The following is a 15,297-nucleotide window of genomic DNA, read 5'->3' as shown; positions in this document are numbered from 1 at the left end:
AGTCTCTTTGATCGATATTTGTATAGATATATGGGGGCGACGGCAGGCGCTTCAACTTAGCCCTGGATAATTTTGTCCATCGCGCGGGTCGGCAGCAGGCGTTTCAGCAGGGCGACCGCATGCGCCACCAGAGTGACCGGGTAGCGCAGCTTCGGTTTATCGCTGACAAAAGCATGGCGCACTTTTTCCACCACCGCTTCCGGCCCGAGAGTAAAGCGGGCGGCGATGCCGGGGTTTTCCACCGGCTTATCGACCTGGGTCTGGTTGACGTTGTTGGTGAAGCGGGTGTGGATCGGGCCCGGCTCAATCAGGATGACCTTAACTCCGCTGTGGCGCAGCTCCATGCGCAGCGCATCGGACCAGGCTTCCAGCGCGAATTTGCTGGCGGCATAGGCGCCGCGGCCGGGGCTGGAGATAATTCCCATCACCGATGAGGTCATCACAATACGCCCTTCGCCGTGCGGCTCCATTGCCGGAAGCAGCAGCATCGTTAGCTGATGGACGCCGAAAAAGTTGGCGGAAAACTGCTGCTCCATCTGCCGGCGGCTGATGGTCGGCAGCGGGCCGTAGACGCCGTAGCCCGCGTTGTTAAACAGGCCGTACAGGCGGTTGTCGGTCAGGGCAATCACCTCGGCGGCGGCGCGTTCAACGCTCTGCGGATCGTCAAGATCCAGCAACACACCGGTCAGCCCCAGCTCCTGCATCCGTGCGACATCTTCCGCTTTGCGGCAGGCGGCCAGCACGTTAAAGCCCTGGCGCTTTAAATCAAGGGCGCTTTCAAGACCAATTCCGCTGGAACATCCTGTAACTAAAACCGATTTTTGCATAACTTTACCTGCAAATGACTCGCTGTTATCAGGAGTCATGATTAACTAAGGGAGCCAAACGCGTCGCCATCCAGTCGGCGATAAACGGCTGGGCGTCGCGATTAGGGTGAATTCCATCGTCCTGCATCCACTGCGGTTTCAGATAAACCTCTTCCATAAAAAAGGGCAGCAGAGGAATATCAAACTCTTTGGCCAGTGCCGGATAAATTGCGCTAAAGGCTTCATTATAACGGCGGCCATAGTTGGCGGGCAGGCGAATTTGCATCAGCAGCGGCTGGGCGTTCGCCGCTTTGATATGCTCAATAATGGTACGCAGCGTCTGCTCCGTCTGCTGCGGCGGGAAACCGCGCAGCCCGTCGTTACCGCCCAGCTCTACCAGCACCCAGCGCGGCTGATGCTGCTTAAGCAGAGCCGGCAGCCTTGCCAGCCCCTGCTGCGAGGTATCGCCGCTGATGCTGGCGTTAACCACCGGCGTTTTGGTCTGCCACTTATCGTTAAGCAGCGCAGGCCAGGCGGTATTGCCCGCCATGCGATAACCGGCGCTCAGACTGTCGCCGAGAACCAACAGCGTGTCGGCCGCCATCGCGCGGCAGGTAAACAGGACCAGAAACAGGAAAGGCAAATGCCAGCGGAAAACATACTTGAAGTTCATCGTCTTAAGAAATCCGTCGGTCAGGGTGAGCATCAGCTTTCCATCCTTACCGGAGTTGAGCTGGTTGTCAAACAGGGGCAGACCATCGCCCTGATTGGCGAGTCGGGGTCCGGTAAATCGACGCTGCTGGCGATCCTCGCCGGGCTGGACGACGGCAGCAGCGGGGAGGTTTCGCTGCTCGGACAGCCGCTGCACCAGATGGACGAAGAGGCGCGGGCGAAGCTGCGCGCTAAGCACGTCGGCTTTGTGTTTCAATCTTTTATGCTGATACCCACCCTCAATGCGCTGGAAAACGTTGAGCTTCCGGCGCTGCTGCGCGGCGAAAGCGATAGCCAGAGCCGCGGCAGCGCCCGGGCGCTGCTGGAGCAGCTGGGGCTGGGCAAACGCCTGCATCACCTGCCGGTACAGCTCTCCGGCGGCGAGCAGCAGCGGGTCGCGCTGGCGCGCGCGTTTAACGGCCGCCCGGAGCTGCTGTTCGCCGATGAACCCACCGGCAACCTCGACCGTCACACCGGGGATAAAATCGCCGACCTGCTGTTCTCGCTGAACCGCGAGCACGGCACCACGCTGATCCTCGTCACCCACGACCCGCTGCTGGCGGCGCGCTGCGACCGACGGCTGAGGCTGGTGGATGGCCAGCTGCGGGAGGAAGCATGATCGCCCGCTGGTTCTGGCGCGAATGGCGCTCGCCGTCGCTGCTGATCGTCTGGCTGGCGCTGAGCCTGGCGGTGGCCTGCGTGCTGGCGCTGGGCTCGATAAGCGACCGCATGGAGAAAGGACTCAGCCAGCAGAGCCGGGAATTTATGGCCGGCGACCGCACGCTGCGCAGCTCGCGCGAAGTCCCGGGCGCATGGATTGACGAAGCGCGTCGCCTTGGTTTAACCGTCGGCGAACAGCTGAGCTTCGCCACTATGACGTTTTCCGGCGATACGCCGCAGCTGGCGGACGTCAAAGCGGTTGACGACACCTATCCGCTATATGGTCAGCTGCAGACCCAGCCGCCGGGGCTGAAGCCGCACGCCGGCACCGTGCTGCTGGCGCCGCGATTAATGGCGCTGCTGAATCTGAAAACCGGCGACACCATCGACGTGGGCGACGCCACGCTGCGCATTGCCGGCGAGGTGATACAGGAGCCGGATGCCGGATTTAACCCCTTCCAGATGGCGCCGCGGCTGATGATGAATACCGCAGACGTGGCGAAAACCGGCGCGGTGCAGCCCGGGAGCCGCGTCTCCTGGCGCTATAAGTATGCCGGAACCCCGCAGCAGCTGGCGGACTACGAAAAGTGGCTGCTGCCGAAGCTGGGGCCTGAACATCGCTGGATCGGCCTGGAGCAGGATGACAGCGCGCTGGGTAAATCGCTGGAGCGCTCGCAGCAGTTTTTGCTGCTGTCGGCGCTGTTAACGCTGCTGCTGGCGGTCGCCGCGGTGGCGGTGGCGATGAGTCATTACTGCCGCAGTCGTTACGATCTGGTGGCGATCCTTAAAACCCTCGGCGCCGGGCGGGCGCAGCTGCGCAAGCTGATTGTCGGCCAGTGGCTGATGCTGCTGGCGCTGGCGGTGGTTGCCGGCGGGGCGATGGGCGTCGGGCTGGAGCATATTCTGCTGCTGATGCTTAAGCCGGTGCTCCCGGCGGCGCTGCCGGCGGCGAGCGGCTGGCCGTGGCTGTGGGCGATCGGCGCGATGGTGGTGATTTCCCTGCTGGTCGGGCTGCGTCCTTATAGACTGCTGCTGGCGACGCTGCCGCTGCGGGTGCTGCGCCAGGATGTCGTCGCCAACGTCTGGCCGCTGACGATCTATATTCCAGTAGTGTGCGCGGTGGTGGTAGCCCTGCTGGCGCTGCTGATGGGCGGCAGCCCCCTGCTATGGGCGGTGCTGGCGGGGGCCGTGGTGCTGGCGCTGCTGTGCGGCCTGGCGGGATGGGGCGTTCTGTGGCTACTGAAGCGTTTGACGTTAAAAGCGCTGCCGCTGCGCCTGGCGGTGAACCGTCTGCTGCGCCAGCCGTGGTCGACCCTGAGCCAGCTGGCGGCCTTTTCGCTGTCGTTTATGCTGCTGGCGCTGCTGCTGGTGCTGCGCGGCGATCTGCTTGACCGCTGGCAGCAGCAGCTGCCGCCGGAAAGTCCTAACTATTTCCTGATTAACATTGCGCCGGAGCAGGTGGTACCGGTGAAAACCTTCCTCGTCGAACATCAGACCCGCGCCACCGAGTTCTACCCCATCGTGCGCGCCCGCCTGACGCAAATTAACGGTCAGGTGACGGAGGGCAATAAAGATGAAGCCCTGAACCGGGAGCTTAACCTCACCTGGAGCCGCGAGCGTCCGGATCATAATCCGCTGGTTGCCGGTAGCTGGCCGCCGAAGGCGGGCGAGGTGTCGATTGAAGAGGGGCTGGCGCAGCGTCTGGGCGTCAAGCTCGGCGATAGCGTGACCTTTACCGGGGATACTCAGGACTTTAGCGCGAAGGTGTCCAGCGTGCGTAAAGTCGACTGGGAGAGCCTGCGGCCGAACTTCTTCTTTATCTTCCCGCAGGGGGCGCTCGACGGCCAGCCGCAAAGCTGGCTGACCAGCTTCCGCTGGGATAACGGCAACGGGATGCTCACGCAGCTCAACCGCGAATTCCCCACCGTCAGCCTGCTGGATATCGGCGCGATTTTGCAGCAGATTGGCCAGGTGCTGACCCAGGTAAGCCGCGCGCTTGAGGTGATGGTGATTCTGGTGACCGCCTGCGGCGTTTTGCTGCTGCTGGCGCAGGTACAGGTCGGGATGCGTCAGCGTTATCAGGAGCTGGTGGTCTGGCGCACGCTGGGGGCCGGGAAGTCTCTGCTGCGCACCACGCTGTGGGCGGAGTTCGCGCTGCTGGGCGTGGTGTCCGGCGTCGTGGCGGCGATTGGCGCTGAGGTGGCGCTGGCGCTGCTGCAAAGCAAAATTTTTGACTTCCCGTGGTCTCCGGACTGGCGGCTGTGGGTGATGCTGCCGCTGTGCGGGGCGATACTGCTGTCGCTGTGCGGCGGCTGGCTGGGGCTGCGTCTGCTGAAAGGTAAGGCGCTGTTCCGCCAGTTTAGTCAGGGATAGGGTTAGCTATGTAGCCCGGGTAAGGCGTTATCCGCCACCCGGGGGGTCACTGTATGCGGGAAAGTAGCCCGGGTAAGGCGTCAGCCGCAACCCGGGGGGTTACCCGGTACGGATGCGCGTTGCTATTGCAGATGACCGTGGTTCAGCGCGGTGAGCGGCTCATTAACATCGAAAATTTTGCAGATAACCTCGTTTACGCCGAGAGATTTCAGACGCGCGGTGTGCTTGTTGAGATAAGCGAGCGCGGTTTCTTCATTCGCAAAAAGATAGATCCCGCCCGCCTCCTGATTTTTTTCGCTTTCCGTCCAGACCTTCCAGATAAAACCCGGCTCCTGATTGATGGACTCGGCCAGCTCCACGAGCTGACGGGACATCTCGCTGCCGAAGGGACCGTTAAAGGCAAAGTGCAGCTGCAGTAGTTTTTTCGACATACTTCCTCCATGGATGATGTTTGCGCGGTAATAGACCATTTTAATGACATGGCGATGAAAAGATAACCACAGTTTTTTTAACGGCACAAAATGGTAAGTCACTGATTTTTAACCGCACGAAACATTAAAAACTCAACAACACGCCATACTCGAACGCAGTTAATATTCAACTGGCAAATATAAGGTTGCTTATTAATCAAGGAAAAAGTATGGCACATAAAATAAAAGCGCTGGCGATAACGATCGGCGCAGCCCTGGCGTTAACCTCTTTTGCATCCCAGGCGGAAATTACGCTTTTAAAACAAGATCCACAGGCGGGCGATCCGTTAAGCCGGCTTAATTTCACCGTCGGCGGCAGCATCCGTCCCCAGTTCAACATGATGTCCGGCGACGGAGACAAAGGCTCTTATAAACGTAACGGCTTCGATGGCGGTACCCGTTTCCGCTTCGCCGCCGACTACTATCTGTTCGATGATATTAGCTGGATCAGCTACTACGAGCTGGGCGTCAATATTCCGGCGCTTTTCGACTGGGATAACCACTACGCCGAAGGCGCGAATAACACCAGCCGCCGTATGCTCTATACCGGCCTGAAAAGCGATACCTGGGGGACGTTAACCTACGGTCAGCAGAACAGCGTTTATTACGACGTGGTCGGGGTAAAAACCGATATCTGGGATTACGACATGATAGGCCAGGCGCCGGGTAACGGCATCAACGGCGACTACGATGGCTCCTATCGCTCACGCAATATGCTGAAATATAAGAAAACCGTTGGCGATGTCGATCTTTACGCCTCTTATCTGTTTGAGGACAGCGAATATCTGCCGGGCAACGGCCTGCGCTACAAACGTAAAGGCGGTGGTTCCATCGGCGCCGATTACCACATCATGAAGGATTTGACCTGGGGCGCAGCGTGGAACTATACCCGCGCCGATATGCGTAACCCCTCCAGTTCAGACAGCAAATCATACGACCAGAATATCGTCGGTACCGCGCTAAGCTGGACGCCGGATAACTGGACCTTCTCCTTCGGCGGCGGCTGGTATCAGAACTTCCTGACCACCAAAAAAACCGATGTTCATAACTACTTCGCGGGCGATGCCTGGGGTATTGAGTACTTTGCCGGTTATAAATTCCCGATTGGTCAGTATGCGGTGAAATCTATTCAGCCGTACTTTATGGGCGACCGCCTGCAGTACGTGAACGGCCGCAACTATCAGCGGATTGATAACGGCGTCGGCGTGAGCTTCCAGCTGGATTATGGTTTCCGCGTTGACTATGAACACGTCTTCACGTCGAGCACCGACAACCTGGGCGATATGAACCTGGTGCGTCTGCGCTACGACTTCTAAGCGCTGACACTTCCCCGGTGACGCTGCGCTTACCGGGGCTACAGGTTCATCGCCGTCTGCGGACCCGTAGCCCGGCTAAGGCGTTTACGCCGCAAGCCGGGACAGGAGAGAATGTGATTACTCCGCCAGCCAGGCGGCGACGTCCTGCCAGCTGCCGCGAAAAATAATCTTCTCCGCTTTTTTGCCGAGCTGGTAGCGGTACATCGGATCGTAATACTCGTTCAGCAGGGGAACCAGCCAGCTGAAGTGGGCTTCGGTGCTGGCGGTTCGCTGCTGCTCAAGCAGGGCTTCATCAAGCCGGGCGGTGAGCTGGGCAAAACGCTGTAACCCAAGGCGGCGGCGGATCGCGAACAGACCATGATGCAGATATTCGCTATACGCCTGCCAGCCTTGCTCTTCGCCGTAGGCCGCCAGGAAATCATGATGCATGCGCGCAAAATACTCTTCCCGCAGCCGTTCAAGACGGACAGCGAACGGATCTTCCACCACCGCCAGCGGCGACTGCGCCATGCGAAGGCGCATGCACTCCGGCAGGTGATTGGCGCCAATCATATGCCCCTCATCCTCCAGCACCCAGCGCGTCTGCTGCCCTGACTTTTTGAGCATTGCCACGGCCAGGTGATTTTCAAAGGTTGCCTGCTGATGCTGCTCCTGCAGGGTTCGGCCAAATGAAGAGCCGCGGTGATGGGCGAGCCCTTCGAGATCGATACCGTCCGGTTGAGCGCCGACCAGCTGGGTTTTACCGTTACCGGTACAGCCGCCGATCAGTACGATAGGGCGCTGCACCAGCTCTTCGGTAAGCTGTATCGCCGCCTGGCGCAGCGCTTTGTAGCCGCCGACGATCAGCGGGTAATCCACGCCCGCTTCCTTCAGCCACTGCTGGACGATATGCGAACGCTGGCCGCCGCGAGCGCAGCACAGGTAGCCCTCGGGATAGCGCGCGCAGGCCTCTTTCCAGACGGCGAGGCGGCGGGCGCGAATCTCGCCGTTGACCAGCTGATGGCCCAGCGCGAGGGCGGCGTCCGGCCCCTGACGCTTATAGCAGGTGCCGACGGCGGCGCGCTCGTCATCGTTCATCAGCGGCAGGTTGATCGCCGCGGGCATGGCGCTTTGCCTGAATTCAACCGGGGCGCGTACGTCAATCAGCGGCGTATCGCTGGCGAGAATCTGCCGAATATTCTGTGGTACTAATTCCATCATTTAAACCGTTATGTCATTCAGACGCGTCGCTCGACGCGATAATTCTTCTATTGTACGCGGTGAGCGCCCTGCTGAATTGATTTTTCACGGTGTATCGCTGAATAGCGTCAGGAATGGCTGGATTTAAGCATCCGTGGGGCTGGCAAGTTGGGTAGCCCGGCTAAGGCGCAGCGCGCCGCAAGCCGGGATAAAGGAGAGAGGATTACGCCAGCTGCGCCTGCGCCCAGAAGATACCGCTGGCATATTCCGGCGGCAGCAGCGGCTTCAGCGCTTCCAGCGTCGCGCTCAGGCGGTCGGTATCGCTGTCGGTCAGGTTCAGGTGGCCGACTTTACGACCCGGACGTACCTCTTTGTCGTACCAGTGCAGATGCACCAGCGGCAGCTTCAGCCAGTCATAGTTCAGATCGGTACCGATCAGGTTGATCATCACCGACGGGCTGTTTACCACCGGCGGCGGCAGCGGCAGATCGGTAATCGCCCGCAGATGCAGCTCGAACTGGCTAATGGAGGCGCCGTTTTGCGTCCAGTGGCCGCTGTTGTGCACGCGCGGCGCCAGTTCGTTAATCAGCAGGCCATCAGCGGTGACGAAACACTCCATCGCCATCACGCCAACGTAGCCCAGCTCATGCATGATCGCCGACAGCATCTGCTCCGCCTGCGCCTGCTGGCGGGCATTGGCCTGCGGAAAAGCGACGCTGGCGCGTAAAATACCGTCCTGATGCAGGTTGCGGGTCAGAGGATAGAAGACCGTGCTGCCGTCCCGGGCGCGAGCGCCGACCAGCGACACCTCGCCGGAGAAGTTAATGCCCTGCTCAACGATACACTCGCCGTAGTTATCCTCCGGCAGCTGCGCGGTTTCATTTTCCCGCAAACGCCACTGGCCGCGGCCATCGTAGCCGCCGACGCGGCGCTTAACGATAGCCAGCTCCCCGAGGCGGGCGAATACCGCAGGCCATTCGCTTTTATCCGCCAGAAGCTGCCACGGCGCGGTGGCGAGCGCCAGCTTATCGAACAACTGCTTTTGTGTCAGGCGGTCGGCGATTATCGGGAAAACGTCGCGGTTAACGAAGGCGGAATGACGCGCCAGCTCGCGGGTCAGCGCCGTTTCCGGCCAGCGTTCAATCTCTGCGGTAATCACGCTTTGCTGTACCGGCACCGCTTCCGGGTCGGCTTCCAGACCGACCGGCCAGACCGCGATACCCAGCGGCTCGCCGGCCTGGCGCAGCATCCGGCCGAGCTGGCCGTTGCCGAGAACGCAAACCTGCTTCATGCCGCACCCCGCGGATCCGGGTTATCCAGCACGTCATCGGTTTGCGCCTGACGCCAGGCGCTGAGGCGCTGGTGCAGTTCCGCATCGTGCTGGGCGAGGATCTGCGCCGCCAGCAGGGCGGCGTTGGCGGCCCCGGCTTTGCCGATGGCCAGCGTACCCACCGGGATGCCGCGCGGCATCTGGACGATGGAGTAGAGGCTGTCTACGCCGCTCAGCGCCGCGCTCTGAACCGGCACGCCTAACACCGGCACCAGCGTTTTCGCCGCAATCATGCCCGGCAGGTGCGCCGCGCCGCCGGCACCGGCAATAATCACCTGAAAACCGTTTTCTTCCGCGCCTTCGGCGAAGCTGAACAGTTTATCGGGCGTGCGGTGGGCGGAGACCACTTCGACATGGTACGGAACGTTCAGGGCATCAAGGATTTCTGCGGTAAACTGCATGGTAGCCCAGTCGCTTTTGGACCCCATCACGATGGCGATACGCGCCGAATTATTGCGGGAAGACATGCGTCTTAAAACTCCTGTGGGTGTGTTTCACACTGCTTTAGAGGCCACAGAGAATAGCATGAACTCCCGGCAAGGAAAACGGTTGCGTGCGCATGGCCAGCCGCCTTTGTGTTGTCGGTATTCGATGAAACGCGCCGGTTATGAGCGGGCAAAAAGTAAAACCAGCCCCCGTCCCCGGGTCAGCATAAGAATGCCCATCACCAGCAGGTAGATTTGCACAACGCGCTCATCGTGCGGCCCGGATAAATCGCGGAAAATAAAGAATCAGCCCTTGCCGGGGGCTAGAAAGGAAAATGAATCAGCTCAACGTCTTCTGGCGTCACTTTGACCATAGAGCCCTGGCTATGCCAGGCGCCGAGCACCACGCGATACGCGGATTGACCGTTGGCTTCTAGCGGATGGACGGCAGGACGGTGCGTATGCCCGTGAATCAGCCATTGAACGTGATGTTTTTCCATAACGTCAACGACCGCCTGGGGATTCACATCCATAATTTCCATCGACTTGCTGCTGTTGGCCGCTTTGCTGTCGGCGCGCATTCTGGTGGCGATACGGCGGCGGATAAACAGCGGCAGGGCCAGAAACAGGCGCTGGATCCAGGGATTGTGCACTTTCGCGCGAAACGCCAGATAGCCTGCATCGTCGGTGCAGAGGGTGTCGCCGTGCATAATCAGCACCTTGCGCCCGTAGAGGTCGAGAAGCTTCTCTTCCGGCAGCAGGGTCATCGCGCTTTCGCGGGCAAAGCGCTTGCCGACGAGAAAGTCGCGGTTGCCGTGAAGGAAGTAGCATGGGACGCCGGAATCGGCCAGCGCTTTGAGCGCTGCGGCGATTTGCCGATGCAGCGGGTTAGGATCGTCATCGCCGATCCAGGCTTCAAAGAGATCGCCGAGGATATACAGGGCGTCCGCCCTGCGGGCTTCCCCCTGTAAAAAGCGCAGAAAACCGGCGGTAATCGCCGGTTCTTCCGTTTGCAGATGCAAATCCGCAATAAAAAGTGTCGCCACGAATTATTCGCTAACGGTGACGCTTTTGATCACAACATCTTCTTTCGGCACATCCTGGTGCATGCCGCTGCGGCCGGTGGCGACCGCTTTGATTTTGTCGACCACGTCCATCCCTTCAACGACTTCTGCGAATACGCAGTAGCCCCAACCCTGCAGGCTTTCGCCGGAGAAGTTCAGGAAGTCGTTATCGGCGACGTTGATGAAGAACTGCGCGGTGGCGGAGTGGGGCGCCTGAGTACGGGCCATCGCCAGCGTACCGCGGGTGTTTTTCAGACCGTTGTTCGCTTCGTTCTGAATAGGAGATTTGGTGGTTTTCTGATTCATGCCCGGCTCAAAACCGCCGCCCTGAATCATAAAGCCGTTGATTACACGGTGGAAAATAGTGTTGTCGTAGAAACCTTCACGACAGTAGTCCAGGAAGTTTTTAACTGTTTCCGGCGCTTTGTCGTCAAACGTCTTGATTACGATATCGCCATGATTGGTGTGGAAAGTAACCATTTTTGCATCCTGTTCCGATGATTGTGGTGCCTGCACCCGGAGTCGGGTGAGATATAGGGGGCTGTTATAGCATAACCGCGGGGTTGGATCACCTTGCAATGTGTGCTGCTTCGGGGTTGAATTAAGGTTAGAATACGCGACTTATATCCACACACGTCTACACGGAATCTTCGATGTTAAAAATTTTTAATACACTGACGCGCCAAAAAGAAGAATTTAAACCTATCCATGCCGGGGAAGTTGGCATGTACGTGTGTGGTATTACCGTTTATGACCTCTGTCACATCGGCCATGGCCGTACCTTCGTCTCATTCGATGTGGTCGCGCGCTACCTGCGTTTCCTGGGCTACAAGCTAAAGTACGTGCGCAATATCACCGATATCGACGACAAAATCATTAAGCGTGCTAATGAAAACGGCGAAAGCTTTGTTGCGCTGGTGGATCGCATGATTGCCGAGATGCACAAAGACTTCGACGCGCTGAATATCCTGCGCCCGGATATGGAGCCGCGGGCCACCCACCATATCGCGGAAATCATTGAGATTACCGAGCAGCTGATCGCCAAAGGCCACGCGTATGTCGCCGACAACGGCGACGTCATGTTCGATGTGCCGACCGACCCGAACTACGGTCAGCTGTCGCGTCAGGATCTCGATCAGCTGCAGGCCGGCGCGCGGGTTGATGTCGTTGACGTCAAGCATAACCCGATGGACTTTGTGCTGTGGAAGATGTCGAAAGAGGGCGAGCCAAGCTGGCCGTCGCCGTGGGGCGCGGGCCGTCCAGGCTGGCACATTGAGTGTTCAGCGATGAACTGCAAACAGCTGGGCAACCATTTTGATATTCACGGCGGCGGTTCGGATCTGATGTTCCCGCACCATGAAAACGAAATCGCCCAGTCCACCTGCGCCCACGACGGCGAGTACGTCAATTACTGGATGCACTCCGGGATGGTGATGGTTGACCGCGAGAAGATGTCAAAATCGCTGGGCAACTTCTTTACCGTGCGCGACGTGCTGAAGTTCTACGACGCGGAAACTATTCGCTACTTCCTGATGTCCGGCCACTATCGCAGCCAGCTGAACTACAGCGAAGAGAACTTAAAGCAGGCGCGTTCCGCGCTGGAGCGTCTGTATACCGCGCTGCGCGGAACCGACAAAACCGCAGAGCCGGCCGGCGGCGAGGCGTTTGAGGCGCGCTTTATCGAAGCGATGGATGACGATTTTAATACTCCGGAAGCCTATTCCGTGCTGTTCGATATGGCGCGTGAGGTTAACCGCCTGAAAACCGAAGATGCCGCCGCGGCCAACGCGATGGCCGCGCATATGCGCAAGCTCTCTTCGGTACTGGGGCTGCTGGAACAGGAGCCGGATGCCTTCCTGCAGAGCGGCGCGCAGGCGGACGACGGGGAAGTGGCGGCAATTGAGTCGTTGATCCAGCAGCGTCTGGACGCCCGTAAAGCGAAAGACTGGGCGGCGGCGGATGCCGCGCGTGACCGTCTCAACGAGATGGGCATCGTGCTGGAAGATGGCCCGCAGGGCACCACCTGGCGCCGTAAGTAGTCTCATTCTCTCTTTTTAGCCGGGGCCATCCCCGGCATTTTTTTGCCCTGACTCAGGCTAAGAAACGAAGCGCGGTCCTGATTTCGCCTGCGTTCGTTCCCGGCCAGCGGCTGCAGCGTTCGTCGGGGAGAAGAGGTATCAGGCGGAAGTGCAGGTTGCCGGAGGCAGCCAGGGGAGCGGCTGTGCTACACAGGACGTGATATCGGAAGATGGCGGCGCTGACTGAAGTGCAGAAAAACGAGAGATCATCTGTCGGGGTGGGGGGACAGGCGCCGGCTGCGGCGCCTGAACGTGTTACTCGGTAACGGTAACGCTCTGACCTTCAAAGCTGACCGTCTGACCGGCGACGATTTTACAGCGTTTACGGGTTTCCACCGCACCGTCGACTTTGACCAGACCGTCGGCGATAGCGATTTTAGCCTGCGCGCCGCTTTCGCTCCAGCCTTCCAGCTTCAGCAGATCGCACAGTTCAACGTGCGGGTGTTTGCCTAAAGAAAAATTCGCCATCTCAGGCCTCCTGAATATCGTGATACTCTTCACACGCCTGCAGCGTGTTCTGAATGAGGGTGGCTACGGTCATCGGGCCGACGCCGCCGGGAACTGGCGTAATGTACGATGCGCGCGCGGCGGCATCTTCATAGACCACATCGCCGACCACTTTGCCGCTTTCCAGGCGGTTAATGCCGACATCGATCACGATCGCGCCTTCTTTAATCCATTCGCCCGGAATAAAGCCCGGTTTACCGACAGCCACGATCAGCAGGTCGGCATTTTCGACGTGATGACGCAGGTTTTTGGTAAAACGGTGGGTGACGGTGGTGGTGCAGCCTGCCAGCAGCAGCTCCATGCTCATCGGGCGTCCGACAATATTGGAGGCGCCAATGACCACCGCGTTCAGGCCGTAGGTATCAATGTTGTAACGCTCAAGCAGCGTGACGATCCCACGCGGCGTGCACGGACGCAGACGCGGCGCGCGCTGGCACAGACGGCCCACGTTATACGGGTGGAAACCGTCAACGTCTTTGTCCGGCGAAATGCGCTCCAGCACTTTGACATTATCAATGCCGGCGGGCAGCGGCAGCTGGACCAGAATGCCGTCGATGGCGCTATCCGCATTCAGGGTGTCGATAAGTTCCAGCAGCTCCGCTTCGCTGGTGGTTTCCGGGAGATCGTACGAGCGGGAGACGAAGCCTACCTCTTCACACGCTTTGCGCTTGCTGCCGACATAAATCTGCGATGCCGGGTTGCTGCCGACCAGCACGACGGCTAACCCTGGAGCACGAAATCCGGCCGCAACGCGCGCCTTCACTTTTTCCGCAACCTCAGAGCGTACCTGCTGCGCAATCGTTTTACCGTCAATAATTTTTGCTGCCATCAGAGAGAGGATTCCATCTGTATCTTTACGAAAGGGGGATGGCGATATTTTGTCAGAAGCCAGCCCCGCTGTCAGTCTTCGTTTAAGATTTTATCTTTCTTTGGCGTTGCAGAGGCTGAAAAACGGGCCTGACCGCGCTGCGAATGGCGCAAAAAGGATCCCGGGAGTCGAAGAAAGGTTAACGTGCAGAAACATAAGGTTGGATAAACTTTATACTGCTTTTGCGGCATAAGCCGCCAGCCTGCACAGGCAAGCGCAGTTTCGCGGCAAAATACATTGACTCATCAGGCGTGGACCGTATAATTCCGGCGATTGCACATCATGAAGCTCGCTTCTCAATGCGCCCTTAGCTCAGCTGGATAGAGCAACGGCCTTCTAAGCCGTAGGTCACAGGTTCGAACCCTGTAGGGCGTACCATTTAAAATCAATAAGTTATTAACTTCCTCCTCTCGCTGATGTTTTCTCATGGAACACATTTGGGACATCTTCTGCAAAAATCGAGTCAATTTGCCTTGCGTGTTCCGTTAAATGGTTAGGCGCCAGCTGGGCATAACGGCGTACCATTTCGATGCTTTCCCGGTAGATCAAAAAAACACAATAGTCTGGCAAGAGATCAATATGTAGATAATACGAACACAGAATGTGTATATCTATGTAAGATCATTATATTCAATTGGTTAAAAAGGTGTTGATAATTAATATCATTAAAAAAATATAAAAACTTTATACAATTCTAACTAAAACGATAAAAACAACAAAAAATATTACTAACCAGTGCAATAAGGGGAAGCGAAGTGGATGACGTTCCCTGGCGCCAACGCTTTGATACACTAAATCATTGCTTAATAAAAAGGGGGCGTTATCTTTTCAAAGAAACTACCTGGCGGGTCAACATGATGAGGTAAAAAATGTATACACCTGATGCAATGAAGCTATCAGATAAAAAGCATATTTTTGATTTTATTGACACTTATAGCTTTGGATTAGTCGTTTCACCCACCCTCAACGCCAGCCATTTTCCTTTTATCCTCGATCGTAGTTCTTCATCGCAGGGAATTCTTCTTTCCCATATGGCCCGTGCGAATCCTCTATGGAAAGACTTTGACGGAAAGAGGGTTCTCGCCATATTTCAAGGGCCCCATAGTTACGTTTCTCCAACCTGGTATCAAACTTCTCCCGCGGTGCCAACATGGAACTATACCGCCATTCACTGTTATGGCACGGTAAGCCTTGTACCCGTCAATGAATTGCGCACGGTGATGGATGCGTTAGTTCATAAACATGAACCAACCCTTCAGGCGCAGAAAGACGTTATGCCAAAGGCATTTATCGAAGAAAAATTAAAAAATATTATTGGATTCAAAATTGAAATTGAGGAGTTTCAGGCCAAAGAAAAGCTGGGGCAGCATCGTTCTCAGGCCGATCAGCGAGGAACGCTGCAGGGGTTAATCAACAGCCAATCTTCAGAGTCCGTTGCGCTGGCTGACTATATGCTTAAGGTGAAGAAAGGTACTGGCGTTTAAAAGCGATACTTCGCTCTATTATTTAT

General features: G+C 57.7%; 15 protein-coding genes, 1 tRNA gene and 1 pseudogene. 6 read left to right on the top strand and 11 right to left on the bottom strand.

What is annotated here, in order from left to right; translation table 11 throughout:
• Window positions 1-56: 56 nt before the first annotated feature.
• Together FQK12_RS14695 and tesA are read right to left on the bottom strand one after the other, a co-directional pair.
• Window positions 57-866 (bottom strand): SDR family oxidoreductase, encoded by an 810-nt coding sequence (locus FQK12_RS14695; protein ID WP_162097162.1) that lies wholly within the window; start codon window positions 864-866, stop codon window positions 57-59.
• On the bottom strand, window positions 856-1,479 hold the full coding sequence (gene tesA / locus FQK12_RS14690; RefSeq protein ID WP_014228230.1) for a multifunctional acyl-CoA thioesterase I/protease I/lysophospholipase L1: 624 nt from the start codon (window positions 1,477-1,479) through the stop codon (window positions 856-858). Before tesA ends, FQK12_RS14695 begins: the two co-directional genes overlap by 11 nt.
• Here tesA and ybbA point away from each other — a divergent pair.
• On the top strand, window positions 1,450-2,136 hold the full coding sequence (ybbA, locus tag FQK12_RS14685; RefSeq protein WP_014228231.1) for a putative ABC transporter ATP-binding protein YbbA: 687 nt from the start codon (window positions 1,450-1,452) through the stop codon (window positions 2,134-2,136). The two genes, tesA and ybbA, sit on opposite strands and share 30 nt — an antisense overlap.
• A complete protein-coding gene (gene ybbP, locus FQK12_RS14680; RefSeq protein ID WP_014228232.1) occupies window positions 2,133-4,550 on the top strand; it encodes a putative ABC transporter permease subunit YbbP in 2,418 nt (805 codons plus the stop codon). The genes ybbA and ybbP overlap by 4 nt, the downstream gene beginning before the upstream one ends.
• A gap of 122 nt (window positions 4,551-4,672) precedes the next feature.
• Here the strand turns inward: ybbP and FQK12_RS14675 are convergent, their stop codons facing one another.
• A complete protein-coding gene (locus tag FQK12_RS14675; RefSeq protein ID WP_014228233.1) occupies window positions 4,673-4,981 on the bottom strand; it encodes a monooxygenase in 309 nt (102 codons plus the stop codon).
• A 209-nt stretch (window positions 4,982-5,190) separates the two neighbouring features.
• Here FQK12_RS14675 and FQK12_RS14670 point away from each other — a divergent pair, with 209 nt between their 5' ends.
• The gene (locus FQK12_RS14670; RefSeq protein ID WP_004130005.1) at window positions 5,191-6,336 is read left to right on the top strand and encodes a porin; all 1,146 of its coding nucleotides are present in this window, start codon (window positions 5,191-5,193) and stop codon (window positions 6,334-6,336) included.
• Between the two features lie 117 nt (window positions 6,337-6,453).
• Here FQK12_RS14670 and mnmH read toward each other — a convergent pair whose 3' ends face one another.
• The 5 genes from mnmH to ppiB form a co-directional block, all read right to left on the bottom strand.
• Window positions 6,454-7,533, bottom strand: coding sequence for a tRNA 2-selenouridine(34) synthase MnmH (gene mnmH, locus FQK12_RS14665; RefSeq protein ID WP_014228234.1), 1,080 nt, complete (start codon window positions 7,531-7,533; stop codon window positions 6,454-6,456).
• 205 nt (window positions 7,534-7,738) lie between these two features.
• Complete coding sequence (purK, locus tag FQK12_RS14660) at window positions 7,739-8,806, bottom strand: 5-(carboxyamino)imidazole ribonucleotide synthase (protein WP_014228235.1); 1,068 nt, start codon at window positions 8,804-8,806, stop codon at window positions 7,739-7,741.
• Window positions 8,803-9,312 (bottom strand): 5-(carboxyamino)imidazole ribonucleotide mutase, encoded by a 510-nt coding sequence (purE, locus tag FQK12_RS14655; RefSeq protein WP_004130058.1) that lies wholly within the window; start codon window positions 9,310-9,312, stop codon window positions 8,803-8,805. Before purE ends, purK begins: the two co-directional genes overlap by 4 nt.
• Window positions 9,313-9,593: 281 nt before the next feature.
• Entirely contained in the window at window positions 9,594-10,316 is a 723-nt protein-coding gene (lpxH, locus tag FQK12_RS14650; protein WP_014228236.1) for a UDP-2,3-diacylglucosamine diphosphatase, read from the bottom strand.
• A 3-nt stretch (window positions 10,317-10,319) separates the two neighbouring features.
• Complete coding sequence (gene ppiB, locus FQK12_RS14645) at window positions 10,320-10,814, bottom strand: peptidylprolyl isomerase B (protein WP_004099775.1); 495 nt, start codon at window positions 10,812-10,814, stop codon at window positions 10,320-10,322.
• A 173-nt stretch (window positions 10,815-10,987) separates the two neighbouring features.
• Here ppiB and cysS point away from each other — a divergent pair, with 173 nt between their 5' ends.
• Window positions 10,988-12,373 carry a cysteine--tRNA ligase gene (gene cysS / locus FQK12_RS14640; RefSeq protein WP_014228237.1) on the top strand — a complete coding sequence of 462 codons (1,386 nt, stop codon included), beginning with the start codon at window positions 10,988-10,990 and terminating at the stop codon, window positions 12,371-12,373.
• 294 nt (window positions 12,374-12,667) lie between these two features.
• Here the strand turns inward: cysS and ybcJ are convergent, their stop codons facing one another.
• Both ybcJ and folD read right to left on the bottom strand, forming a co-directional pair.
• The gene (ybcJ, locus tag FQK12_RS14635; RefSeq protein ID WP_004099787.1) at window positions 12,668-12,880 is read right to left on the bottom strand and encodes a ribosome-associated protein YbcJ; all 213 of its coding nucleotides are present in this window, start codon (window positions 12,878-12,880) and stop codon (window positions 12,668-12,670) included.
• A gap of 1 nt (window position 12,881) precedes the next feature.
• Window positions 12,882-13,748 carry a bifunctional methylenetetrahydrofolate dehydrogenase/methenyltetrahydrofolate cyclohydrolase FolD gene (gene folD, locus FQK12_RS14630; RefSeq protein WP_004099791.1) on the bottom strand — a complete coding sequence of 289 codons (867 nt, stop codon included), beginning with the start codon at window positions 13,746-13,748 and terminating at the stop codon, window positions 12,882-12,884.
• A gap of 340 nt (window positions 13,749-14,088) precedes the next feature.
• On the opposite strand from folD, the gene FQK12_RS14625 reads away from it, so the two are divergent.
• Window positions 14,089-14,165: transfer RNA gene (locus FQK12_RS14625), tRNA-Arg, on the top strand.
• 18 nt (window positions 14,166-14,183) lie between these two features.
• Here the strand turns inward: FQK12_RS14625 and FQK12_RS14620 are convergent.
• Window positions 14,184-14,324: pseudogene (locus tag FQK12_RS14620) on the bottom strand (integrase); the annotation flags it as partial.
• A 332-nt stretch (window positions 14,325-14,656) separates the two neighbouring features.
• Here FQK12_RS14620 and FQK12_RS14615 point away from each other — a divergent pair.
• Window positions 14,657-15,271: an FMN-binding negative transcriptional regulator gene (locus FQK12_RS14615; RefSeq protein WP_038423285.1), complete on the top strand. Its 615-nt coding sequence runs from the start codon at window positions 14,657-14,659 to the stop codon at window positions 15,269-15,271.
• Window positions 15,272-15,297 lie beyond the last annotated feature (26 nt).

This window comes from Klebsiella sp. ME-303 (assembly GCF_007910085.1).
Lineage (GTDB): Bacteria > Pseudomonadota > Gammaproteobacteria > Enterobacterales > Enterobacteriaceae > Klebsiella > Klebsiella michiganensis.
The sequence above is the reverse complement of the archived record's forward strand: the minus strand, read 5'-3'. Positions and strand labels throughout refer to the sequence as shown.